We start from the raw sequence: 24,482 nt of genomic DNA on the forward strand, positions 1-24,482 counted from the left end.
GGTCTCCCTTGTTATCTGGATGCCTGCGGCTGGCTGGCCTGCAACTGCTGCTGCCCAAAGCCGGCCAGTGTCTTGTAGCGCTGGGCAATCGCCTCGCGTTCGCGCAGCGGAATCACGGTGTCGATATCGCTGAAGCCCTGCGGCGCGCGTTCCTCGGCCAGCTGCATCACCTGCTCGGGGCCGTTCATGCGGTTGCGCAGCACGATACCGGCCGTGCGCGGCAGGCGTTCCGCCTCGTACTCGCGCAGCGCGTAGTCGGGGTCGCGTTCGGCCAGCAGGCAGTCGGTCAGGTAGCGCGCGTCCACGATGGCCTGCGCGCTGCCGTTGGAGCCGATGGGGTACATCGGATGCGCGGCGTCGCCCAGCAGCGTCACGCGGCCGAACGTCCAGCGCGGCAGCGGGTCCTTGTCGACCATCGGGAACTCGTAGATGGCTTCGGCGCCGTCGATCAGCGCCGGGATGTCGATCCAGTCCCAGCGCCAGCCGGCAAAGGCATCGCGGAAGACTGACTTGTCGACCTGGCGGTTCCAGTCGCTGCGCGGCGGCGTGTCGGGGTAGTCGTCGGGCACCTTCAGCTCGGCGATCCAGTTGATGCGCGAGCGGCCCTGCGCGCGTAGCGGCTCGGAGATCGGATAGGCCACGAACTTCTGGTCCTGGAAGCCGGCCATGAACATCGAGCGGCCGTCGAGGTAGGGCGCCGCGTCGGTGGTGGCGCGCCACAGCAGGCGGCGCGAGAAGCGCGGGGCGTCGCCGGTCGGATAGAAATGCCGGCGCACGGCCGAGTGGATGCCGTCGGCGCCCACCAGCACGTCGGCCTGGGCCGCGACCAGCGCCTGGTCATGGCGCCGGCGCAGCGTGAAGCGCGCCGGCTCGCCCTGGCCGCCGGTGTGTTCGATCGACTCCAGCGCATGGCCCGTGTGCAGCCGGTCGGCGCCAAGCCGTTGCCGCGCGGTCTCGTACAGCAGCATCTGGAATTCGCCGCGATGGACCGAGAACTGCGGCCAGTCGTAGCCGGCCGCGCGGCCGCGGGGCTCGTGCCAGATGCGCTGGCCGAACTTGTTGTAGTAGGACAGTGACGATGTCTGGATGCCGATGCGGGCCAGGTCCGCCTCCAGCCCCAGCGCGCAGAGTTCGCGCACGGCATGGGGCAGCAGGTTGATGCCGACGCCGAGCGGGCGCAGCGATTCGCTCGCTTCCCACACCTCCACGTCGAGCCCGTGGCGATGGCAGAGCAGCGCGAGCGTCAGCCCGCCGATGCCACCGCCGGCGATTGCGATCTTCATGAGTCTCCTGGCACCGCCGTGTTCTGTGATTGTTCTACTGTATAACTAATCGGCCGCGCCGCCAGCTAGCGGTTTCCCTGAGCGGTCAGCCGGCCAGCAGGGCGTCGGCCATGCGCGCGGGTCGTGGACAACGTGGCGGCGGCCACCCGCCTTGAATTTGCGCACGCATGCCCCATCTGCGGTCTGCTTGTTTTCACTTCGCCCCGCCCCCGCATGTACAAGAAAGGCACTTCCGTCGAGATCCAGTTTCCCCCGCAACGCCTGAACGACGCCGCCGGCGATCCGTACTGGGTGGACCTGACGACCGACGAGGCGCAGGCGCTGCTCGCGCGCCTGCAACAGCATCTGGCCCAGTCGGGCGACCCCACGGCCGCGCCGCTGGTGTTCAGCCTGGAAGGCCCGCCGGTCATCCACGCACAGAAGGACGCTGCGGCGCAGGCGCCTGTCGCACCCCCGGCCGACGATTTCAGGCAGTGGGTCTGCATCATCTGCGGCTGGATCTACGACGAGGCGGCCGGCCTGCCCGAGGACGGCATCGCGCCCGGCACGCGCTGGGAAGACATTCCGGACGACTGGCGTTGCCCCGAATGCGACGTCGGCAAGGAAGACTTTGCGATGGTGGCGTTCTAAGGCCGGCGCTCAGCGCTCCGCCGGCGGGACGTCGGCTACCCGCGCCGCGAATGCGGCATGCGCGGCCGCGTCGACCGGGCGGTGCTTGACGGTGGCCGACGGCGGATACTTGGCCACGGTATTGCCGTTCTTCCAGTCGCGGGCCGGACGCACCGGGCGCGGGGCAAAGCCGCCGCCGCAGTTGGGGCAGACGTTGCCGAGCACGCCATCGACACAGTCCGCGCAGAACGTGCATTCGAAGCTGCAGATGCGCGCCTGCGTGGATGCGGGTGGCAGGGCGACGTTGCAGTGTTCGCAGGTGGGGCGCAGCTCAAGCACGGCGTTCTCCTTGGGTCGTGATGGTTCGTGCCATCATAGCCGCCAACCTGTCCCGCGCGCCATGCAGGTGCCTTCGCACGCGCCAGCTTTCGGCCAAGAAAAAAACGCCCCGGGGCATCGCTGCCCCGGGGCGTTTCGCTTGCGGCGCGTGGCCGGTGCGGGCTTACGCCTTTACCGATTCCAGCGCGGCGTTCAGCGTCTTGCTCGGACGCATCACGGCCGACAGCTTGGCCTCGTCCGGCTTGTAGTAGCCGCCGATGTCGGCCGGCTTGCCCTGGACGTCGCCCAGTTCGCCGATGATGGTCTTCTCGTTCTCGGTCAGCGTCTTGGCCAGCGGAGCAAACGCCTTGGCCAGTTCGGCGTCGTCGGTCTGCGCGGCCAGTTCCTGGGCCCAGTACATCGCCAGGTAGAACTGGCTGCCACGGTTGTCGAGCTGGCCGGTCTTCGGCGACGGGCTCTTGGCGTTGTCCAGCAGCTTGCCGGTCGCGGCGTCCAGCGTCTTGGCCAGGATCTTGGCGCGGGCATTGCCCGACTTGATGCCGAGCTCTTCCAGCGACACGGCCAGGGCCAGGAATTCACCCAGCGAGTCCCAGCGCAGGTGGTTTTCTTCCACCAGTTGCTGCACGTGCTTCGGGGCCGAACCGCCGGCGCCGGTCTCGTACATGCCGCCGCCGGCCATCAGCGGGACGATCGACAGCATCTTGGCGCTGGTGCCCAGTTCCATGATCGGGAACAGGTCGGTCAGGTAGTCGCGCAGGATGTTGCCGGTGACCGAGATGGTGTCCAGGCCGCGGATCACGCGCTCCAGCGTGTAGCGCATGGCGCGGACCTGCGACATGATCTGGATGTCCAGCCCGTTGGTGTCGTGATCCTTCAGGTACGTTTCCACCTTCTTGATCAGCTCGGCCTCGTGCGGACGGTACGGGTCAAGCCAGAAGACGGCCGGCATGCCCGAGTTGCGGGCGCGCGTCACGGCCAGCTTCACCCAGTCACGGATCGGTGCGTCCTTGACCTGGCACATGCGCCAGATGTCGCCCTGCTCGACCTGCTGCGTCAGCGCCGTCAGCACTTCGCCGGTGGCGTTGTCGACGATGCGGGCCTCGCCGTCCTCGGGAATCTCGAAGGTCTTGTCGTGCGAGCCGTATTCCTCGGCCTTCTGCGCCATCAGGCCGACGTTCGGCACCGTGCCCATCGTCACCGGGTCGAACGCGCCATTGGTCTTGCAGAAGTTGATGATTTCCTGGTAGATCCGGGCGAACGTCGATTCCGGGATCAGGCACTTGGTGTCCTTGGTGCGGCCGTCGGCGCCCCACATCTTGCCGCCGATACGGATCATGGCCGGCATCGATGCGTCGACGATCACGTCGTTCGGCGCGTGCAGGTTCGAGATGCCCTTGGCCGAGTCCACCATCGCCAGTTCCGGGCGATGCTCGTGGCAGGCGTGCATGTCGCGGATGACTTCTTCCTTCTTCGACTCGGGCAGCGCCTCGATCTTGGTGTACAGGTCCACCAGGCCGTTGTTGACGTTCACGCCCAGTTCGTCGAACAGCTTCTGGTGCTTGGCGAAGGCGTCCTTGTAGAAGACCTTGACGGCGTGGCCGAACACGATGGGGTGCGACACCTTCATCATCGTCGCCTTGACGTGCAGGCTCAGCATGACGCCGGTCTTGCGCGCGTCTTCCATCTGTTCCTCGTAGAAGGCCAGCAGGGCCTTCTTGCTCATGAACATGCTGTCGATGATCTCGCCGTCCTGCAGGGCCACCTTCGGCTTGAGCACGATGGTCTTGCCGCTCTTGGTCACCAGTTCCATGCGGACTTCACGGCCCTTTTCGAGCGTGATCGACTTTTCGCCGTGGTAGAAGTCGCCGTGCTTCATGTGGGCAACGTGCGTGCGCGACGCCATGCTCCACTCGCCCATGCTGTGCGGGTGCTTGCGGGCGTAGTTCTTGACGGCGGCCGGGGCGCGGCGGTCCGAGTTGCCTTCGCGCAGCACCGGGTTCACGGCGCTGCCCAGGCACTTGGAGTAGCGCTTCTGGATGGCCTTTTCCTCGTCGGTCTTGGGATCTTCGGGGTAGTCGGGGATGCGATAGCCCTTCGACTGCAGTTCCTTGATCGCGCTGACGAGTTGGAACACCGATGCGCTGATGTTCGGCAGCTTGATGATGTTGGTGTCGGGGTCCTGCGTGAGCTTGCCCAGTTCGGCCAGGTTGTCCGGCACGCGCTGCTCTTCGGTCAGGAATTCGGGGAATTCGCCCAGGATACGGCCGGCCACCGAGATGTCGCTGGTTACCACGTTCACGCCGGCGGGCTTGGTGAACGTGCGGATGATGGGCAGGAAGGCACTGGTGGCCAGCAGCGGAGCTTCGTCGGTTAGGGTGTAGATGATGGTGGGCTGCTGGTTACTCATCGCTGATCTCGCATCAAATTCGGGGTTGGAAAATGCCCCGCCCGGGTCGCGGTCCGAGGCAAGACTCGAATTTTGCCTGATTTTGCATGGCGGAGGGGCCATCCTTCATGTGAAATTTGTGTGCTGCATACACCGGCATCCAACGCCCGTTTGCGGAACGTTGTGTCAATGTCTGTCTTCGGCGCTCAAAATCATCAATCTAGGATAGATTCTGGCGCATGCAAAATTGACGATTCTTATGTCTTATAGAAGAGTTCGACTGCGCTGCTCGGGTATCCCGGCATGTGAAGTGCGCAAAGACGCACTTTGAGGCGTTGGCGTCAGGTGTGGAAGGCGCCGGCGTCGCGCGCGCCCGGGGCGGGCGTGGCACTGCGCTCGAAGTCCGCAATGATCTGCGCGCCGAACAGCAGCAGCGTGGCGGCGATCTCCAGGCTCAGCAACACTACGATGGCCGTGGTCAGTGAGCCATAGACCCGCCCCACCTGGGACAGCGTCGAGAAATACCAGACCAGCACATGGCGCGAGATTTCCCAGAGCACGGCCGCAAAGATCGCGCCGACCAGCGCATGGCGCACCGACAGCCGGCCCACCGGCATGACCAGGTAGATCGACGTCAGCAGCAGGATCTCGCCGATGAATCCCAGCAGGTAGAGCAGCGTGCCGGACAGGCGGTCGAGCGACCAGTCGTGGCCCAGCACCTCCAGGTGCCGCTCGCCGATGGTCTGCAGGCCGCCGGCCACCACGGTCACGATCAGCAGGCCGACACTGAGCACAAGGATGTAGCAGTACGGCAGGATGGCCGACACCAGGAAGTGCCGCCGCCGGATGGCCACGCGATGGACGAAGATCACTGACATCGCGTTTTCCAGCACCGTGAACGCCAGCGAGCTGAAGAAGATCATCGTGATGGCCAGCACCCAGCCAATCACGCCGCGATTGTTCAGAAAGCGCGCCAGTTCGGTGACCAGCGCGTGGGACTGCCCGGGCAGCAGCCATTCCAGGTAGCGCTCCAGCGTTTCCAGCAGCTCCACGGGGTCTGCGATATGGGACAGCCCGATCAGCATAAGGATCAGCAGCGGCACGATCGACAGCAGCGCGTAGTACGCCACCGCGCCGGCCAGCAGCAGGCCCTGGTTGGCGCGGAAGTGGACCAGCGCATCGAGCAGGAAGCGGGCCGGGTGCTGGAGCACCTGCCGCAGGCGGGCGTCGAGAAGTTGCATGTTCGAAAGCTTGCGGCCCGGGCCCGGCGCCCCGTCACCGCGCGCTGTACGGGAACCGGGTTTGCGCGGCCATCCGCGACAGGTGATCGTGCAGGTGGGCCAGTTCGGCGGACAGTTGCAGGGTCAGGAATGCGTGGGAGCTCTGGCCGATGGTCGGGTCGTCGGGGTGCGGTGTCGGCAGCGCGGCGTGCTGGCGTACCAGCGCGATGTCGGCGGCCTCCAGCGCCGCCGCCATCTCCAGCAGCAGGTCGCGGATGTAGCGCTCGTTGCCGTCCGCCTCGCTGGCGTCGGGATCGATGGCGGCCAGCATTTCCAGCGCGCTGATGCTGACGCGGGCGCTGTGCTGCACTTCCTCCAGGTCGGCGGCGGGCACGCTGGTCTCCTTGGCGACCGAGGGGATCAGGCTGCGCATCTGCACCAGCAGGTTGGACAGCTTCATCATGTCCTGCTGCCGCGCCTTCTCGTCGCGCTCGCCGCGCTCGATCTTGGCGTGCACCGCCGCGCAGCCGCGCAGCAGCGCGGCCAGCTTGAAGCGCCACGAATACGACGCATACGCCGGGAACGCGAACGAGAACACCAGTGCGATGGCGGTGCCGATCAGCACGTCCACGGTCCGCCACAGCGCGTCGTAGACGTTCTGCTCGCCGTGCCCGGCCGTGATGACCACGGTCACGGCCGCCAGCAGCGCGATATAGCCGCCCTTGCCGACCGCGTGGTACGCGCAGTAGCCGCAGATCACGGCCATCAGCCCCCACGTCAGCATCGGAATGCCGAAGTAGGTCTCCTGGATGATCAGGAACAGGCCGATCAGAGCGCCGATCACGGTGCCGGCGCCGCGTTCCGCCGCCCGCCGGCGGATGTTGCCGTGGTGCTGCAGCCCGCCGATCACGACCAGCACGGTGATGGTGGCCCATTCGCCGTGCGGGACGTCGATGCCGGTGGTCAGCGCAATCGACACCAGCAGGGCCAGCGCCACGCGCGTGGCGTGGAAGATGCGGGCCTGCCGGAATCGTCGGTCGGGGTCGAACAGCGCGCTGGTTGTTTTTCGCAGGGCCTCGATCATGGCGGCGATCACCGTGCGGAGATCTGAACGCTTCGAGTGTATAGAGCGGGGCCCATGTTCCGCAATGTTTACATTTGGCGGAAGCGGTGGCCGGGCCAGGCCCGGCGGCGTCGGTTCGAGGCTCACGGCTGCTGCGCGCCGCGGCCGTCAGGAAGGATCTTTGGTGCGCGTGCGCGACACGGCCGACATGATGCCGATGCCCAGCACGATCACGCAGGCGATGCCGATATAGACCTGGGAGATGCCGGCGACGGAAAGCCCCCAGGCGATACCGCCCACGAGCACCAGGAGTCCGATCACATAGAGCAGGAATGACATGGCGTTACCTCCGGACATTGTTTTTGACTACCGGACGTCACTCCGCCGTGCTTGCCGGCAACGGCGGGTGGCTACATGTCAATGTAGGGAGGATGTTTGCCGCGCGCGATCAGACGCGCGCCGAGCCTGTCGTAGGCAGGTTCTGACGCGCCACGCGCGCCAGCCGGCAGGGCGGGGGCGCTCAGCCGGCCGCCAGGCTCACGCCGCCGCCGGCGGCCTGGGCCTTGCCGTCGCGGCCGTACATTTCGTTGGGCACCATGCCGCCCTGGCGCAGCACCTGGATGGCTTCCTGGGTGAAGTCCAGATGGGCGTTGACGATGGCGCCGTTGAGCGTGTTGGCGTCCCTGGCCTTGTGGGCGAAGAACACGACCTTGCGCCAGGCCTCGGCCACGGCCGGATCCACCGGGCGGCCCACCAGCAGGCCGCCGGCGCCGGCGCGCAGGCCCAGCGCAATCATCTGCGCCTCGCGCGTGGCGCTGGCGCGTGTCAGCGCCTGGGCCAGTTCCATCTTCGTGTTGAGCAGGTCGCTCAGCGCCTGGAAATCCTGCCGCCGGATGGCGTCGCGTTCTTCCGCAAGGGCGCGGCCGAAAGCGGCAATGGCGTTGGCTTCTACCGAAAGGGACTGGATCAGGGCTGCTTGGCTCATGTCAGGTTCAGGATTGGGCGCCGCCCTGGCTCAGCTCGTGCAGAGACGCGAGCAGGCCATCGGCGATCTTGCTGGGATCGATCTTGATCCGGCCTTCCGCAATGGCCTGACGGACTTCCGCCACCTTGGCGGCGTCGATGTCGCCGTCGCCGTCCTGCAGCAGGCGCGCACCGATATCGCGAACCTGGGCAGCCAGCGGGCTGACACGCACGCCGGTCAGGGCGGAAGGATCCGTCAACGTGGCGCCGTTGGCTGCCTGGCGGGCGTTGCCTTCGGTGGCCGTGGCGTCGGCGGGCCGGGACGGAGTGGAGTTGTTGATCTTCACGGTGAAATCCTTGCTGGGTTCGTCTGGTTTATCGACCGGCGCGCCAGAAACTTTAGGCCGTATCGCGCGGATCCGGGTCGACTTCCCGAAACGGGCAGCCGGCATTCTCGCACGGCCTGCCGCGCAGCGGTGACGGCCACCCTGACTGTTGCCCCGCAGGGATTCCAGCCCGTGTGACGACTAACTTACACGACTTCCATACGGACGCAGAAAGTGCCGTCCGCACATCTTTTTGAAGCGATTACTGCAGCACCACGGTGTCGCCGCTGCGCACCAGCCCGCTGACGACCTGGCCGTTGCGCAGCCGTACCTGCACCGGGTTGCCGGTGGCGGCGTCGGTCAGCACCTTGCCTTCGCTGCTGAGCTGGAACGATTCGCCCTCGACGGTCACGTTGACGGTCTGGCCGGACTTGACCGCGATGGGCCGCTTGATCAGGTCCGTGCGCATCGGCGATCCGGCCGCGACGCGGTTGGCGACGACCGAGCCGTCCACCTGCGACGGGTCCGTCACCACGGCGCGCGGCAACTGGCCCAGGTCGCCCTGGCGCAGCTCCAGGTCGGCCGCGGTGATGGACTCGCCCGGCGCCATGGCGCGGGCGGCCACGTAGTAGTTCGTCAGCACGGCCACGCGGGCCTGCATGTAGCGCGTCCACGGCCGCTCGCCGCCGCACCGCACGCCCACGTTGACGCGGCCATAGGGCGCGGCGCCGGCGGGCAGGAACGGCTCGGGATTCACGCATTCGGGCGCGCGGCCGCCGGACGGCGGCACCACCTGCACGCTGACCTTGCCGGGCAGTCCCATGGACTGGCGCAGCAGGAACTGCTCGACGGCCACGCGCGCGGGATCGTCGTTGGCAAACGGATTCTGTGCGGCCTGTACCGGCGCCGCGCCCGGAGGCGCGACCGGCGAGACCTGGGCGGGCGCGGCCATGGCGGGCGCGGTCAGCGCAATGCCGGCCAGCGCCAGCCAGGCGGCGGCCTGGCGGTGGAGAGTCATAGAGGGCATCCCAGCAAGGACGGTCAATCAGTGGAGCCCATTGTAGGCAGCCTCGCGCGGAAGACCGAACCGGAAATGCGCGGATTTCTCCTGCCTATTCGCACGATTGGCGTGACAACCCGGCCCCTAAGATGGCAACCCTGAAGAAGCCCGGCCGGCGGTGTGCGACAGGTATACCCAAGGTCTACGGCAGCTCTCTCCCCGAAATGAAGCCATTGCAGGAAAGGCAGACATCATGGACAGACTCGATGCGGCGTTCCGCTTCCAGCAGGAAGCACTGAGCCTGCGGACCCAGCGGCAATCGGTGATTGCCTCGAACATCGCCCACGCGGACACGCCGGGCTACAAGGCGCGCGACTTCGATTTCGCCAGCACGCTGGCCCAGTCGGTGGAGCGCGGCAACCAGCAGCGCGACGGCGTGTCGCTGTCCACCACGTCCGCCCGCCACCTGCCGGCCCAGGCGCCCGCCATGAGCAACAGCGACCGCGACCTGCAGTACCGCATTCCGCTGCAGTCCAGCGTCGACGGCAACACGGTCGAGATGGACACCGAGCGCGTGGCGTTTGCCGACAACACGGTGCACTACGAGGCCGGGCTGACGGTGATGAGCAGCAAGATCCGGACGATGCTGTCCGCGATCCAGAACTGATCGGGGGGCAGGCACACATGGGCAGCATGAACATTTTCGACGTGGCCGGATCGGCCATGGCCGCGCAGTCGCAGCGCATGAACGTCACGGCGTCGAACCTGGCCAACGCCGACAGCGCCGTGGCGCCGAACGGCCAGCCGTACCGCGCCAAGCAGGTGATCTTCGAGATGGCGCCCACGCCCGGCCAGACCGACGTGGGCGGCGTGCAGGTGGCCGGCGTGATGGAAGACTCCGCGCCGCCGCGCATGATCCACAACCCCACGCATCCGCTGGCCGACGCCAACGGCTACGTGACGATGCCCAATGTGAACCCGGTGGAAGAGATGGTCAACATGATCTCGGCGTCGCGTTCGTACCAGGCCAACGTGGAGGTGCTCAACACCGCCAAGAACATGATGCTGAAGACGCTGACCATCGGTCAGTGACGGCAGCCTTCCCAACGCAACCTCTTACCGGATTCACCGAACCACCATGGCAACTTCGAACGTAGGCAGCAGCACCTCCAACGCCGCCGTGAACCAGGCCCTGCAAAGCGGCAGCGCCAACGCGGCCGACCTGCAGAGCAACTTCCTGACGATGCTGGTCACGCAGATGAACAACCAGGATCCGCTCAACCCGATGGACAACGCGCAGCTCACCTCGCAGCTCGCGCAGATCAGCACCGTGAGCGGCCTGCAGACCATGAACGAGACCATGACGCAGTTGCTGACGCAGACCGCTGCCAGCCGCGCGATGGATTCCGCCGCGCTGATCGGCAAGACCGTCATGGTGCCGGGATCGGCCGTGACCGTGGATGGCGGCGTGGCCGGCAAGATCGGCGTGGACGTGCCGTCGACGGCCGACAGCGTGACCGTGCAGGTGCTGGACAAGAGCGGCAACGTGGTGCGCACGATCGACATGAAGGGCCAGACCGCCGGCGTGCACGACATCGCCTGGGACGGCAAGAACGACCAGGGCGGCGCGGTGCCCGACGGCGAATACAGCTTCAAGGTGGCCGCCACGGCCGACGGCAAGGACATCAAGCCGATCTCGCTGGTCTACGGCAAGGTGCAGTCCATCAGCGGCGACAGCAGCGGCGTGCTGGTGGAACTGGGCGACGGCAAGAAGGCCAACGTCGACGACGTGCGCCGCATCTCCTGATCCGCGCACCGCAGCAGCGAATACATCCAACACTAACGCATCACCCGGTCCGGGCATACGCGCGGGCACTTCACGAACGACAGCCTACTTAGGGGAAACATCATGGGTTTTGGTCAAGGGGTAAGCGGCCTCAACGCCGCGGCGTCCAACCTGGACGTGATCGGTAACAACATCGCCAACGCCAACACGGTTGGCTTCAAGCAATCCACCGCGCAGTTCGCGGACGTGTACGCCGGTTCCAAGATCGGCCTGGGCACGCGCGTGAACGCCGTGGTGCAGTCGTTCACGAACGGCAACATCTCGACGTCGGGGCGCTACCTGGACGTGGCCATCAGCAACGGCAACGGCTTCTTCCGGCTGACCAACCCCGACGGCCAGGTCTTCTACTCGCGCAACGGCCAGCTCAACCGCCTGGACGACGGCCGCCTGGTGAACGCCACCGGCCTGCAGGTGACGGGCTACCCCGCTGGCGCCACCGCCGGTGGCGTGGCACCGCAGCCGATCACCATCAGCAACGCGCAGATGCCGCCGAAGGCCACCACCAACATCGACGCCCAGTTCCAGCTCGATTCGCGCAGCGCCGTGCCGACCAGCGCGTTCGCCAGCACGCCGGCCGCCAAGCCCGATTCGACGATGTTCAGCTACAGCACGGCCATGACCGTGTACGACTCGCTGGGCAACAAGCAGCAGCTGACCGCCTACTTCGGCCGCTCGGTCGTGGCCGGCCCGCCGGTTGCCCCGGCCCCGACCAACGCGTTCGGCGGCAATGACTGGTCGATGAACGTGACCGATTCCGCCGGCAACGTGCTGCAGACCGTGACGATGTCGTTCGACGCCGACGGCAAGCTGCGTGCCCCGGCTGCCGGCGCCATGCCCAACATCACGCTGCCGGCATCGAACGGTGCCGCCGCGCTGACCGCCCAGCTCAACCTGACCGGCACCACGCAGTTCGGCGCCGACAACGACCCGAAGAAGATCGTGCAGAACGGCTACACGTCGGGCGCGCTGGTGGGCTTCTCGGTGCAGGAAGACGGCACGATCCTGGGTTCGTACTCGAACGAGCAGACCATGTCGCTGGGCCAGATCGCGATGGCGTCGTTCGGCAACGTCGAGGGCCTGAAGCCCGAAGGCGACAACGTGTGGTCCGCCACCGGTGCGTCGGGCCAGGAACTGCTGGGCGTGGCCGGCGGCGCGATGGGTACGCTGAAGTCCAACGCCGTGGAAGAGTCGAACGTCGACCTGTCCGGCCAGCTTGTGAACCTGATCGTCGCGCAGCGCAACTACCAGGCCAACGCGCAGACCATCAAGGCGCAGGACACCGTCCTGCAGACCCTGGTGAACATCTGACCGCCGCGACTAGCCGGAAGCCTCCGCCATGGACCGCATGATCTACACCGCCCTGTCGGGCGCCAAGCAGATACTCGACCAGCAGGCCGCGGTATCGAACAACCTGGCCAACGCCTCCACGCCGGCGTTCAAGGCGCAGGTGAACCTGTACCGCGCCGTGCCGGTGCAGGGCCAGGAGACGCAGACGCGCGCGTTCACGCTCGCGTCCACGCCCGGCGCCGACATGAAGGCCGGACCGCTGACCTACACCGGCCGCGACCTCGACGTGGCGCTGCAGGGCAACGGGTGGCTGGCGGTGCAGATGCCCGACGGCTCCGAGGCCTACACCCGCGCCGGCGCGCTGCAGGTGTCGGCCGACGGCCAGCTCCAGACGTCGTCCGGGCGTCCGGTGCTGGGCGACGGCGGCCTCATCGCGGTGCCGCCGGGCTCCACCGTGTCGATCGGCACGGACGGCAGCGTGGTGGCGCGCGGCCCGGGCGAGGCCGCCAACGGCCTGGCCCAGGTGGGCAAGCTGCGCGTGGTCACGCCGCCGCCCGAAGGGCTGGCTCGTGGCGACGACGGCTACTTCCGGCTGCGCCCCGGCGTGGACGCGCTCCAGCAGGACCCTAACGTGCGCGTGATTTCCGGCGCGATCGAGGGCAGCAACGTCAACCCGGTCGAGGCCATGGTGGACATGATCGCCAACGCCCGCCGCTTCGAGATGCAGATGAAGATGATCTCGGGCGCGGACTCCAACGACCAGCGGGCCAACGCGCTGCTGTCGAACAACTGATGACGCGCGCGGTACCGATCGCACGCACAACGAACTTCCGAACCAGGACAACTCCATGATTCGCTCCCTCTGGATCGCCAAGACCGGCCTCGATGCGCAGCAGACGCAGATGGACGTGATTTCGAACAACCTGGCCAACGTGTCGACCACGGGCTTCAAGCGCAGCCGCGCGGTGTTCGAGGAACTGATGTACCAGACGATCCGCCAGCCCGGCGCGCTGTCGTCGGACCAGACCGTGCTGCCGTCGGGCATGCAGCTTGGTACCGGCGTGCGCCCCGTGGCCACGGAACGGATCCACACGCAGGGCAACCCCACGCAGACCGGCAACTCGCGCGACGTGGCCATCATCGGCCAGGGCTTCTTCCAGGTGACGATGCCCGACGGCACCACGTCGTACACGCGCGACGGCTCGTTCCAGGTAGACCCGAACGGCCAGCTGGTGACGTCCAGCGGCTTCGTGCTGAACCCGGCCATCACGCTGCCGGCCAACTACACGTCGGTGAACGTTGCCCGTGACGGCACGGTGACGGTGATGCAGCCGGGCTCGACCAACGCGGCCACCGTGGGCCAGATCCAGCTTGCCACGTTCCCGAACCCGGCCGGCCTGGAAAGCCTGGGCGAGAACCTGTATGTGCAGACCGACGCCTCGGGCGCGCCGAACACCACGGTGCCGGGCCTGAACGGCGCGGGCACGCTGCAGAACAACTACGTCGAGGCGTCCAACGTCAACGTGGTGGAGGAACTGGTCAGCATGATCCAGACGCAGCGCGCGTACGAGATCAACAGCAAGGCGGTGCAGACGTCGGACCAGATGCTCCAGCGCCTGAGCCAAATGGGTTAAGAACGGGAATGATCATGGCCGCCACGCAGTATCGCATCGGTGCAATCGTCACGTACGCCATCGTCGGCCTGGCCGCGCTGGCCAGTGGCGGCTGCGCGATGATGCCCAAGGAGCCGCTGGTGCAGATGCCCACCACCGCACGCGCCGAGCCGCGCGCGATGGGCCCTGCCACGGGTTCCATCTACGCATCCTCGTACGCGGGCAACCCGCTGTTCGAGGATCGGCGGCCGCGTAACGTTGGCGACATCCTCACGATCGTGATCAGCGAGAACGTCAACGCCAGCAAGAATTCCGCCACCAACGCCAACCGCACCGGCAGCACCACGCTGGCGTTCAACGCGGTGCCGCGTGCCCTGGGCGGCCTGTTCGGCACGAGCCAGAACGCCGACGCCAACGGATCCAATTCGCTGAAGGCCGGCGGGGGCGCCAGCGCCGCCAACACCTTCAACGGCACGATCACGGTCACGGTGCTCGAAGTGCTGCCCAACGGCAACCTCGTGGTGTCCGGAGAGAAGCAGATGGCCATCAACCAGGGCGCGGAATTCATCCGCTTCTCGGGGGTGGTCAATCCCCGCACGATTACCGGCGACAACGCAGTGCCGTCCACGCAGGTGGCGGATGCGCGCATCGAGTACACCGCCAAGGGGTACATCGACGAGGCGCAGAACATGGGCTGGCTGCAGCGCTTCTTCCTCAATGTCTTACCGTTCTGATCCCGCCATGTTTCTGCCTCCGATGCCTCTCCACAAGCCAGGCTCGTTTTTTGGCACCCCGCCCGGCCGACATTCCCGCTCAGGCCGCGCGGTCTCTTCTGCCAGCGTGCTGCGTGTGCTCTGCCTGGTCCTGCTGCTGCTGCTGGGCGCGGGCGCCGCGCACGCGGAGCGCCTGAAGAACCTGGCCACGTTCCAGGGCGTGCGCGACAACCCGCTGGTTGGCTACGGCCTGGTCGTGGGGCTGGACAACACCGGCGACCAGACGATGCAGACGCCGTTCACCACGCAGAGCTTGAGCAACATGCTGTCGCAGCTTGGCATCACGCTGCCGGCCGGCAAGAACATGCAGCTCAAGAACGTGGCGGCCGTGATGGTCACCGCCACGCTGCCGGCCTACGCCCAGCCGGGCAGCCAGCTCGACGTGGTGGTGTCGTCGATGGGTAACGCCAAGAGCCTGCGCGGCGGCACGCTGCTGATGACGCCGCTCAAGGGCGCCGACGGCAACGTGTACGCCATCGCGCAGGGCAACATGCTGGTGGGCGGCGCCGGGGCGTCGGCCAACGGCAGCAAGGTCCAGATCAACCAGCTGGCCGTCGGGCGCATCGCCAATGGCGCGATCGTCGAACGTGCCGTGCCGTCGTTCCAGCCGGACGGCGGCTTCATGAACCTCGAACTCAAGGACACCGACTTCGGCACCGCCGAACGCGTGGTCGACGCGATCAACCGCAACCTTGGCCCCGGCACTGCCGCCGCCATGGACGGCCGCGTGGTGCAGGTGCGCACGCCGCAGACCCCGGCCGCGCGCGTGGGCTTCATGGCCCGCATCGAGAATCTTGACGTCACGCCGGCGCGCGCCGCGGCCAAGGTCATCCTGAACGCCCGCACCGGTTCCATCGTGATGAACCAGGCGGTGACGGTGGAAGACTGCGCCATCGCGCACGGCAACCTGTCGGTGGTCATCAACACCCAGCCGGTGATCAGCCAGCCGGCGCCGTTCAGCCAGGGCCAGACCGTGGTGGCGCCGGTGTCGCAGATCGACCTGAAGCGCGACGGTGGCTCGCTGCAGATCGTCAAGGCGGGCGCGTCGCTGGCGGCCGTGGTCAAGGGCCTGAACGCGCTGGGCGCCACGCCGGCCGACCTGCAGACTATCCTGGAAGCCATGCGGGCCGCTGGCGCGCTGCGCGCCGAACTGGAGATCATCTGATGGCGGCGGGCAACACGCTGGGCGCGCAGGCCGACGTCTCGCAGCGCTTCGCCCTGGATACGCAGGGGTTCGAGGCGCTCAAGAGCCAGGCCCGCGCGGGCAACAATTCGAACACGCTGCAGGCCGCCGCCAAGCAGTTCGAGGCGGTGTTCACGCAGATGGTGCTCAAGAGCATGCGCGACGCCACGCCGTCCGATGGCCTGTTCGACAACGAGCAGACCAAGCTCTACATGTCGATGATGGACCAGCAGTTGTCGCAGCAGTTGTCGTCGCGCGGCATCGGGCTTGCCGACGTGATGATCCGCCAGCTTGCGCGTGCCACCGGCACGCAACTGCCGCCGACGATGGGCGGCGCGGGCGGCATCACCGGCGCCAGCGCGCGCGACGCCCAACTGGCCCAGCTGCTGGACAGCCGCGGCGCCACCGACGCCGACGGCCCGCCGCCCGTGGGCACCACGCTGCCCGGCGCGGCATGGAATCCCACCGCCGGCCTGCGCCAGTACCAGAGCCAGGCCGACTGGCAGGGCAACGGCCAGACGCAACTGGGCCAGTTGCCGGACGATTCGCCCGAACACATCAGCAACTTCGTCAACCGCCTGGCCGAGCCGGCCATGGCGGCCTCGCGCGCCTCCGGCGTGCCGGCCAAGCTGATCGTCGGCCAGGCCGCGCTGGAATCGGGCTGGGGCCGCCGCGAGATCCGCAATGCCGATGGCACCAGCAGCTTCAACGTGTTCGGCATCAAGGCCGGCGCCAACTGGAAGGGCCCGACCACCGAGATCCTGACGACCGAATACGTCGACGGCCAGCCGCAGAAGGTGCGCGCAAAATTCCGCGCCTACGGGTCGTACGAGGAAGCGTGCAACGACTACGCCAGGCTGATCAGCAACAACCCGCGCTACGCCGGCGTGGTCAGCGCCGCCAACGCCGAGGAAGCGGCCCACGGCCTGCAGCGGGCCGGGTATGCCACCGATCCGGCGTACGGCGAAAAGCTGGTGCGGATCATGAGGAAGGTTTCGACGTAACGGTTGTCTTCGGTTTTGCTCCCCTCTCCCGCCGTGCGGGAGAGGGGTCGGGGGTGAGGGCCAGCGCTTCGCAAGTGCGACATCGCGTCTTGAGCCGCCTGCCCTCACCCCCAGCCCCTCTCCCACTTCGCGGGAGAGGGGAGCAAACACGCGACCAAGCACTCCCGGCGCTACCCTCATCGGTCGCGCCGTCCCCGCTTGTACGCGGCGCAAACCAAAGAGTAAGCACTAACAACACCGACACCTTCGAAACCATTGCGACGCTAAAGTCGCGCCGCATTTGCGCCGATAACCAACACATCCACCGCCGTCGGCAGCGTGCCGCTGGCTAGCCATTCGATCCGGAGTCAGACGAACATGTCTCTGTTTAATATCGGTCTGTCGGGCCTGAACGTCGCCCAGAACGGGCTCACCACGGTCGGCCACAACTTCAGCAACGCGGCCACCGTCGGCTATACCCGCCAGAACACGATCATTGCGTCGGCCGGCGGCCAGGCCACCGGTGCCGGCTTCTACGGCCAGGGTTCGAACACCATCACCGTGCAGCGCGTGTACGACGGCTTCCTGACCGGGCAGCTTCGCGGCGCCACGTCGGCCAGCTTCGAGCTGTCGACGTACGCGGAACAGATCGGCCAGATCGACAACCTGCTGGCGGACGAGAAAGGTGGCCTGGCGCCGCTGATGCAGAAGTTCTTCGCGGCCGTGCAGGCCGTGTCCGATACCCCGGCCGATCCGGCGACCCGCCAGGGCCTGATCTCGTCGGCCCAGGCGCTGGCCGGGCAGATCAAGTCGTCCAGCGACTACTTCAAGCAGCTGCAGGACGGCATCAACACCCAGCTCCAGTCGTCGGTGACGCAGGTCAATGACTACTCGAAGCAGATCGCCAACCTGAACAAGGAAATCTCGCGCATGACCGCCGCGTCGGGCGGCCACGCGCCGAACGACCTGCTGGACCAGCGCGACCAGGCCGTGGCCAAGCTGACCGAACTGGTCGGCGCCAAGGTGGTGGTGCAGGACGGCGGCACGTACAACGTGTTCGTCGGCAACGGCCAGCCGCTGGTGATGGGCACCGATTCGTACGACATCAAGACGGTGCCGTCGTCGGTGGACCCGAGCCGCCAGACCATCGCCTACACGCTGCCGAACGGCACGACGATCGAGGCCGAGGAAGGCGCGGTCACGGGCGGCTCCATTGGCGGGCTGCTGCGTTTCCGCAGCGAATCGCTGGACACGGCGCAGAACGCCATCGGCCGCCTGTCGCTGGCCATCGGCCAGACGTTCAACAACCAGCACAAGCTGGGCATCGACCTGAACGGCGCCATCGGCACCGACATGTTCACGCTGGGCAAGCCGACCGTGTTCTCGAACGACAAGAACACGTCGGGCGCGCAGCTCACGGCCACGATCACCAACACCGGCAACCTGACGACCAGCGACTACACGCTGAAGTTCGCCGGCGGCAGCTATTCGCTGGTGCGCAAGTCCGACAACGTGGTGGTGTCGAACACCGCGGCGCCGGGCACCTATCCGCTGACGATCAACACGCCCGAAGGCTTCTCGCTGACGCTCGACCGCGCGATGAACGCCAACGAATCGTTCGAGATCCAGCCCACGCGCAATGCCGCGGCCGGCTTTGGCACGCTGATCACGGACCCGGCCAAGATCGCCGCCGCATCGCCGGCGCGCGCCGACGCCAACACGCAGAACACCGGCACGGTCAAGGCATCGCTGACCAACGTCGCGCCCGGCTTCACGCTGATGACCAATCCGGTCAAGGTGACGTTCACGGGTGGCGCCTACACGATCGTCGACTCGGTGACCAATGCGCCGCTGGTGCCGGCACCGACGGTGACGGCCACCGCGTCGGGCACCGACATCACGATCAACAACATGACGTTCAGCCTGAACGGCACGCCGAAGAATGGCGACACGTTCACGCTGTCGAACAACACGGGCGCGGTGTCGGACAACGGCAACATGCTCAAGCTGGCCAAGCTGCAGACGGCCAAGACCATCAACGGCACGTCGAGCTTCAACGACGCCTACGCCCAGTTGGTCAACGACGTGGGCAGCAAGGCCAAGTCCACGACGATCGCGTCGGCGTCGCAGGACAGCATCACGGACCAGATCTACACGTCCCAGCAGTCGGTGTCGGGCGTGAACATGGACGAGGAAACGGTCAACCTGCTGAAGTTCCAGCAGCTTTACCAGGCCAACGCCAAGGTGATCCAGGCCGCCAGCACCATCTTCGACACGCTGGTCAGCATCGCCTGATCGCGGACATCCCCGATACAACCTCCGGACAAGAAGGAATCACGCCATGCGCGTCGCCACCTCCACCCTGTATCACCAGGGCCTGTCGTCGATGAACAGCCAGCAGTCCAGCCTGCTGCACGTGCAGCAGCAGTTGGCCACCGGCCGCCGCGTGCTGACGCCGTCGGACGACCCCGTTGCCGCCACGCGCGCGCTCGGCGTGTCGCAGTCGATGGCCGTGAACGGCCAGTACACGGCGTCGCGCAAGCAGGCCAACATGTCGCTGGGGCTGGAGGAAAACACGCTCCAGTCGGTCACCACCACGCTGCAGAACATCAAGACGCTGCTGGTGAACGCCGGCAACGGCACGCTGAGCGACAACGACCGCGCGTCGCTCGCCACGGCGCTGCAGGGCCAGTACGACCAGCTCGTGGGCCTGGCCAACGCCGACGACGGCAACGGCAACTTCCTGTTCGGCGGCCTGAAGTCGGGCTCGGCACCGTTCGTGGCCGATGCCGCGGGCAACCTGACCTACCAGGGCGACACCGGCCACCAGCTGCTGCAGGTGGACGTCGCGCGCCAGATGGAAGCAGGCAACCACGGCGCCGAGATCTTCCAGTCGGTGACCGCCAATGCCGGCTACGTGATCAAGGGCACCGGCACCAACGCCGGCACCGGCGTGTTCAGCGCGATTTCGGTGACCAACCCGACCGATCCCGCCTACGGCCACTCGTTCAGCGTCGCGTTCCAGACCGACGCCGGCACCGGCAAGAAGCAGTACGTGGTGACCGACACCACGACCGGCACGACCGCCGCACCGGTGGACTACGTCGAGAACGGCTCGATCAGCGTGGGCGGCGTGTCGTTCTCGGTCAAGGGCATGCCGGCCGACACCGACAAGTTCACGGTCCAGCCGGCCCAGCAGGCGGGCGCCGACATGTTCGCCAACCTGAAGAACGTGATCAGCGCACTGCACCAGCCGATCAGCTCGGGCACGTCGCCCGACGTGGCGGCCGCCAACCTGCAGAACGCTATCGCCACCGGCCTGCGCCAGAACGACAACTCGCTGGACAACGTGCTGACCGTGCGTTCGTCGGTGGGCTCGCGCATGAACGAAGTCGACGCGCTGGACACCATCGGCGAGAACCGCGACCTCAGCAGCGCCCAGACGCTGTCGAACCTGACCGAGCTGGACTACGCCGCCGCGATCACCGAGTACTACCAGCGCCAGACCGCGCTGCAGGGCGCGCAGCAATCGTTCATGCAGATCCAGCAGATGAACCTGTTCAGGTTCCTGTAACGGACATCGCGCGCCCAGGCGCTGGACGGTGCCGCTTAGCAATTAAGTGGGTCAATAGCCCACAACAAAGCGAGGCAGACCCGATAGTGAACGGACGGCAAATCCTTGCCTAGCGAGGATTTGCCACAGTTTGTTGCCGGAGCCAACGCTTCCAATATTTCCTCCACGCCAACGCGCTGCCAGCATCAAAACTGTCAATTGGCGTTCAAAGACCCCTCAGTTGTTCTAACTGTCAAACGCGTCTCACTCGGCCACCTCACACAAATGCGACGCCACGTGTGCGACTTGAGCGTGAATCGCATGGCAACTTGTTGGTCCGGTACATGTGATTAGCTTCGCATCCCGCGCTCGTGAGCCGATAGGGAAGAATACGAACTCCATCCCCGGCCGCCATTGCGGATGATGTCGTAACGCCTCATTGAGTATTTGCAGATAATGCGCACGGCTAAACACTTGCTTGGCCATAGTGCCCCCTCGTAGCGCACCGATGCCTACAGCATAGATCAAGTGCCTCTCATTCCAACTTTCAACGGTCAGAGAAAATGCGGCTTGCCGAATGCGACGAGGTGCCTGGCGACTCAGCAGGCGCTACGCCATGAGTGTCTGCGCATCTGCAGATTATGCTGCCCTGAATAAAGACCCTATTCAGGGCAAGACGTCCTCATCGGCCCATGCTACCCATAAGACACAAGAAACCTATCAAAGCGCTCGGTGCCGCAGCGAGTTTTTGAAGGCTGCGAGCTTGGAGTTCGCGAGAGTCGTCTGCGGAAAGACGAAGTCGACCTGTTGCCAAAGCTGCCGCAAATTCCAGGGATGCCGCACCGTAAGGATGCGCGTGGCGCTCGAAGACCTTCAGGAGAAACTCTTTCATCAAGCGGCTTAGGTCCGGACTTGACGAGTAGTCAAGTTCTGACGGATGAGCGGCCCGCAAAATGCAGGCCTGTAGGAGGTTGTCGTTATATCGAAGGAAGTTTTCCGGCGACAGCACGACAGACTCATATCCACTTGATCGTAACTGGTTCACCGGGTTCGAGAGTTCTCGAGCGGCTTGAAGGACGCCGGCTACCGTTGCGAACGTTGTGCTCGTGGAGATTTCATCAAGGCTTCGGCCGTCAAACGTCTTCCCGAAGAATACGAAGCCATCCGACAGACTTAGTGAAGCGCCCGAGCTTGTCGGCAGGAAGCTATTGAAGGCGTTCTTCACGAGTTCGGCTGCTAGATCGACAGACGCGTCGACAATGTCAGCAGCAACGCCGCCCACAGTGGGTGTTTCGATTTGCGCGTTTGTAGCCAAATTGTTGAAGGTGTGCCAGGCGTTGGCAGTTCCGTCTGCGCCAACTGGCAACTCCAACCAGCACGAAAACCCGTACTCTCTTTCGCTTGCATTCTTGATAAGAAATTGCCGAAGCCGTAACCATGTCTCCGCAGTCTGGGGCATGCCAACCCCAATCAAGAAATGACGAGGAACGTTGGACTTCAAGAACTCTCGGAGATCTCGGCTGATCTCTCGTAGCAGACCACCATCACCGGCGACGGCCTGCACTACCAGCACGCCACGTGCGCTCTCCAAAGTAGTCGGACCAAGATAGTCATAGCAGGTGACGCTGGGTCGTTGTTTGCAATCCTTCGTGTTGTGCAAACGGCCAGCAGCATGGTCTGCGAGTGCTCGCGATCCCGCGTCATTCGCGCAAATTATATGATTTACGGCAGATCCAACGTACCAATCGATCTCGGCATTCAGCCAAGTCAGCAATTGGCTGTTTCTGCCCACTACTGAGCCATCGAGCATCATCAGTCGTGTGGCGCGTCTCGTGGTGCAGTGAGCGTTGAGTTCGCCAAGACCGCCTATGCCAAAGTGCTTTAGAAATACTCCGAGGGCCTTAGGGGTGTGGGGTACTCCGAGCGTTACGGCTCTTGGTGGCTTTGCTTTGGATGTGAAGTGTTCGCCAAAGAGTTCGATCTGCGTTTCTGATCCATCTGTGAGGTGCTTGCCGTATGAAGGGTCGATCTCGTCGAGTGCCACTAGGACTTTTCCGCTTCGATCCACACGGCTGGAATCGATGAGCGTAACAAGTCGGTCCGCTTCAAAACCCTGCTCATTGCACAGCGTTTTCGCCATTCCCCCGCTCGTAGAAGCGGATATCACAACCACATACGGCTCCGTGGGGGGTGAAAGGTCAGCCAAGCGACCGTACGAATGGTAGCTGTCGATGCGGGCGCTGCTTTCTGCGAAGGCGAGGGCTTCCCGGACGATGGAATAGACTCCCATCGTATCAATGAAAACGCGCGCCAGTGACGATGCCACTAGTTCGGGGGAGGTCAGCGTCAAACATCGACCGAGGAAAGCCAATTCAGCTTCGCTCGTGGCAAGTTCGCGGGCCTGGATGAAAAGCTTGTTGACCGTCCTAGACGGATGCTTGAAGACATGTCCGGCTGGTGCGACCTGCACGACGGGATTGGACCGTACAAGCGCCGCAAGCCCCTGGGCAACTAGGTCCTTAAGCGGAAGTTGAATGGTGGAAGTATGTCCGTCCTCATCATGTGCGTCTTGCGACAACCCATCAGTCGGGCTCCACGAAACAAATATCACCTCCTTGACGAACGGAACCCCTTTGTTCAAGCCCCTGTCCAAAAACGTCTGACGGTTTTGGGTAGAGGACGTCCAGTGTCCGATGAGCGACTCAGTGTGATTTGTGTCCGAGATAACGACGATGCAATCGGGCAACGTCTCATTCTCGCGTAGAGATCTTTCGAGTTCGTCGAAGAAATCAAATTCAGTCGCGGGGCGCTTCGAATCAAAGAAGACGCTCAGCGCATCTACGTCGCATTCAGACGACGAGCACGTACAACGTGCAAGGAAGGAATACGCTTTGCGGATCATCTTCTAATGGGAATAAGCAGTGAAATGACGGCCCCGGTTGCAGGGGCCAGGTCTTTGGCGGACCAGTCTTCGAACGCGAAGAGATCTCTAGCCTCATTCGGTGCGAACGAGTTAAAGATGTGCAATCTGCCGGACCGGATTGATAGCAAGCCCCCTATGCTGCGAAGGGCATTGAGTACAAGGGGAAGACCGTTTCCTGCCCCGGCCTCGCTCTTCGACGTGACATTTTTCTTTAGACAAGTGAGCAAGGCGTGACGCTCTTCCTCTAAGGAGAGTTCGTCAATAGACCGGCCTGTGGCCCGGCCGGAAAATCCTGGTCCTGTGTCAAAAAAGCTCAATTGTAAGCAGCGTAGCGCCTTCTTAGCGCCTTCCCGAACCGGCACTCGCTCTCTATCCCAAAACTCCGCAAGACGTCCATGGCCCGAAAAATCTGATCTGTAGGCGTCTTCGGACATTTGCTGCCAACTCAGAATCAATCCCTCGGCGTGCTCCACGTAGGGGCGATTGTGTCGATCCGTAGTGGCGTGCTGCTGAGTGTTCTTGACCAGTTCGCTGGCGAACGTGGCGCAGGCCCGCAAAAATTCCGGTGGAATGCGTTCAGCATCGTACTTCGCCACATAGTCGCTAAGTTCGGTGAGCGTCTGGAGCATTCCCTCCCTATTTTTTACCGACTTCGCATTGCGGGCAAAAAATAATGGCCTGAGATACTGAATTTTGGATCCACCGACGCAGGTGAAATCAATGGTCCGACCCTTAATAACATTCTGCCATTCAAGTTGGTCGGTGGCCGTCACCTTCTTAGCGGCCGGCTTCAGTGCCTCGCGCCGAGCGACAAACTGGTCGGCGATAGACACGCCGTCGCTGAGCCGGAGCGCCACGATCCCAGGTGCATAGTCGCAAAGCTCATCAAGCACCGCAGGCATGTGATTTGCGTTGTGGTACTTGAGGTGCTTCTCTTGAGCTGAGCGAGCCCAAGTGGCAAGAAGCTGCAGCCGAGCGGCATCATGCATTGCCCCTTTTCGGCGGCTGATGAACTCCTTGCCAAGCTTTAGAGAACCACCAGAGCTGTTAGTAACCCGATGTAGTGACTGCTCTAGGTCCTCGATGGTCCAGATATCTGGAAGAACTATTTCGTCCATAAGGTTCGCATCCT

At 64.8% G+C, this 24,482-nt stretch carries 23 protein-coding genes; 12 read left to right on the forward strand and 11 right to left on the reverse strand.

Going from position 1 to position 24,482, the window contains the following annotated elements:
• Nucleotides 1-11: 11 nt before the first annotated feature.
• Nucleotides 12-1,283: a flavin-dependent oxidoreductase gene (locus EHF44_RS22905; protein WP_124685977.1), complete on the reverse strand. Its 1,272-nt coding sequence runs from the start codon at nt 1,281-1,283 to the stop codon at nt 12-14.
• 213 nt (nt 1,284-1,496) lie between these two features.
• Between EHF44_RS22905 and EHF44_RS28900 the strand changes: the two genes are divergently transcribed.
• Complete coding sequence (locus EHF44_RS28900; RefSeq protein WP_124685978.1) at nt 1,497-1,913, forward strand: rubredoxin; 417 nt, start codon at nt 1,497-1,499, stop codon at nt 1,911-1,913.
• A gap of 9 nt (nt 1,914-1,922) precedes the next feature.
• Here the strand turns inward: EHF44_RS28900 and EHF44_RS22915 are convergent, their stop codons facing one another.
• From EHF44_RS22915 to flgA, 8 genes are all read right to left on the reverse strand, one after another.
• Nucleotides 1,923-2,231 carry a DUF1272 domain-containing protein gene (locus tag EHF44_RS22915; protein ID WP_124685979.1) on the reverse strand — a complete coding sequence of 103 codons (309 nt, stop codon included), beginning with the start codon at nt 2,229-2,231 and terminating at the stop codon, nt 1,923-1,925.
• A gap of 163 nt (nt 2,232-2,394) precedes the next feature.
• Nucleotides 2,395-4,638, reverse strand: coding sequence for an NADP-dependent isocitrate dehydrogenase (locus tag EHF44_RS22920; RefSeq protein ID WP_124685980.1), 2,244 nt, complete (start codon nt 4,636-4,638; stop codon nt 2,395-2,397).
• A gap of 320 nt (nt 4,639-4,958) precedes the next feature.
• A complete protein-coding gene (locus EHF44_RS22925; protein ID WP_124685981.1) occupies nt 4,959-5,858 on the reverse strand; it encodes a YihY/virulence factor BrkB family protein in 900 nt (299 codons plus the stop codon).
• A 34-nt stretch (nt 5,859-5,892) separates the two neighbouring features.
• The gene (locus EHF44_RS22930; RefSeq protein ID WP_124685982.1) at nt 5,893-6,921 is read right to left on the reverse strand and encodes an FUSC family protein; all 1,029 of its coding nucleotides are present in this window, start codon (nt 6,919-6,921) and stop codon (nt 5,893-5,895) included.
• A gap of 147 nt (nt 6,922-7,068) precedes the next feature.
• Entirely contained in the window at nt 7,069-7,239 is a 171-nt protein-coding gene (locus EHF44_RS28480) for a hypothetical protein (protein WP_172966160.1), read from the reverse strand.
• 181 nt (nt 7,240-7,420) lie between these two features.
• On the reverse strand, nt 7,421-7,885 hold the full coding sequence (locus tag EHF44_RS22935) for a flagellar protein FlgN (RefSeq protein ID WP_124685983.1): 465 nt from the start codon (nt 7,883-7,885) through the stop codon (nt 7,421-7,423).
• Between the two features lie 7 nt (nt 7,886-7,892).
• On the reverse strand, nt 7,893-8,210 hold the full coding sequence (gene flgM / locus EHF44_RS22940) for a flagellar biosynthesis anti-sigma factor FlgM (protein ID WP_172966161.1): 318 nt from the start codon (nt 8,208-8,210) through the stop codon (nt 7,893-7,895).
• A gap of 241 nt (nt 8,211-8,451) precedes the next feature.
• A complete protein-coding gene (flgA, locus tag EHF44_RS22945; protein ID WP_124685985.1) occupies nt 8,452-9,207 on the reverse strand; it encodes a flagellar basal body P-ring formation chaperone FlgA in 756 nt (251 codons plus the stop codon).
• 232 nt (nt 9,208-9,439) lie between these two features.
• Here flgA and flgB point away from each other — a divergent pair, with 232 nt between their 5' ends.
• The 11 genes from flgB (at nt 9,440) to flgL (ending at nt 20,448) form a co-directional block, all read left to right on the forward strand.
• Complete coding sequence (gene flgB, locus EHF44_RS22950; protein WP_124686744.1) at nt 9,440-9,856, forward strand: flagellar basal body rod protein FlgB; 417 nt, start codon at nt 9,440-9,442, stop codon at nt 9,854-9,856.
• Between the two features lie 17 nt (nt 9,857-9,873).
• A complete protein-coding gene (gene flgC / locus EHF44_RS22955; protein ID WP_124685986.1) occupies nt 9,874-10,281 on the forward strand; it encodes a flagellar basal body rod protein FlgC in 408 nt (135 codons plus the stop codon).
• 46 nt (nt 10,282-10,327) lie between these two features.
• Complete coding sequence (gene flgD, locus EHF44_RS22960; protein WP_124685987.1) at nt 10,328-10,996, forward strand: flagellar hook assembly protein FlgD; 669 nt, start codon at nt 10,328-10,330, stop codon at nt 10,994-10,996.
• Between the two features lie 102 nt (nt 10,997-11,098).
• On the forward strand, nt 11,099-12,343 hold the full coding sequence (gene flgE / locus EHF44_RS22965) for a flagellar hook protein FlgE (protein ID WP_124685988.1): 1,245 nt from the start codon (nt 11,099-11,101) through the stop codon (nt 12,341-12,343).
• A gap of 28 nt (nt 12,344-12,371) precedes the next feature.
• On the forward strand, nt 12,372-13,115 hold the full coding sequence (gene flgF / locus EHF44_RS22970) for a flagellar basal-body rod protein FlgF (RefSeq protein WP_124685989.1): 744 nt from the start codon (nt 12,372-12,374) through the stop codon (nt 13,113-13,115).
• Nucleotides 13,116-13,170: 55 nt separating this feature from the next.
• Nucleotides 13,171-13,956 (forward strand): flagellar basal-body rod protein FlgG, encoded by a 786-nt coding sequence (gene flgG, locus EHF44_RS22975; protein WP_124685990.1) that lies wholly within the window; start codon nt 13,171-13,173, stop codon nt 13,954-13,956.
• A gap of 8 nt (nt 13,957-13,964) precedes the next feature.
• Nucleotides 13,965-14,669: a flagellar basal body L-ring protein FlgH gene (gene flgH, locus EHF44_RS22980; protein WP_124685991.1), complete on the forward strand. Its 705-nt coding sequence runs from the start codon at nt 13,965-13,967 to the stop codon at nt 14,667-14,669.
• 7 nt (nt 14,670-14,676) lie between these two features.
• On the forward strand, nt 14,677-15,873 hold the full coding sequence (locus EHF44_RS22985; RefSeq protein ID WP_124685992.1) for a flagellar basal body P-ring protein FlgI: 1,197 nt from the start codon (nt 14,677-14,679) through the stop codon (nt 15,871-15,873).
• A complete protein-coding gene (flgJ, locus tag EHF44_RS22990) occupies nt 15,873-16,895 on the forward strand; it encodes a flagellar assembly peptidoglycan hydrolase FlgJ (RefSeq protein WP_124685993.1) in 1,023 nt (340 codons plus the stop codon). Before EHF44_RS22985 ends, flgJ begins: the two co-directional genes overlap by 1 nt.
• Nucleotides 16,896-17,252: 357 nt before the next feature.
• The gene (gene flgK / locus EHF44_RS22995; protein ID WP_124685994.1) at nt 17,253-19,169 is read left to right on the forward strand and encodes a flagellar hook-associated protein FlgK; all 1,917 of its coding nucleotides are present in this window, start codon (nt 17,253-17,255) and stop codon (nt 19,167-19,169) included.
• A gap of 46 nt (nt 19,170-19,215) precedes the next feature.
• A complete protein-coding gene (flgL, locus tag EHF44_RS23000; RefSeq protein ID WP_124685995.1) occupies nt 19,216-20,448 on the forward strand; it encodes a flagellar hook-associated protein FlgL in 1,233 nt (410 codons plus the stop codon).
• 661 nt (nt 20,449-21,109) lie between these two features.
• Here flgL and EHF44_RS23010 read toward each other — a convergent pair.
• Complete coding sequence (locus EHF44_RS23010) at nt 21,110-23,329, reverse strand: hypothetical protein (RefSeq protein WP_124685997.1); 2,220 nt, start codon at nt 23,327-23,329, stop codon at nt 21,110-21,112.
• Nucleotides 23,326-24,468: a hypothetical protein gene (locus tag EHF44_RS23015; RefSeq protein WP_124685998.1), complete on the reverse strand. Its 1,143-nt coding sequence runs from the start codon at nt 24,466-24,468 to the stop codon at nt 23,326-23,328. Before EHF44_RS23015 ends, EHF44_RS23010 begins: the two co-directional genes overlap by 4 nt.
• Between the last annotated feature and the right edge of the window lie 14 nt (nt 24,469-24,482).

This window comes from Cupriavidus pauculus, from assembly GCF_003854935.1.
Lineage (GTDB): Bacteria > Pseudomonadota > Gammaproteobacteria > Burkholderiales > Burkholderiaceae > Cupriavidus > Cupriavidus pauculus_C.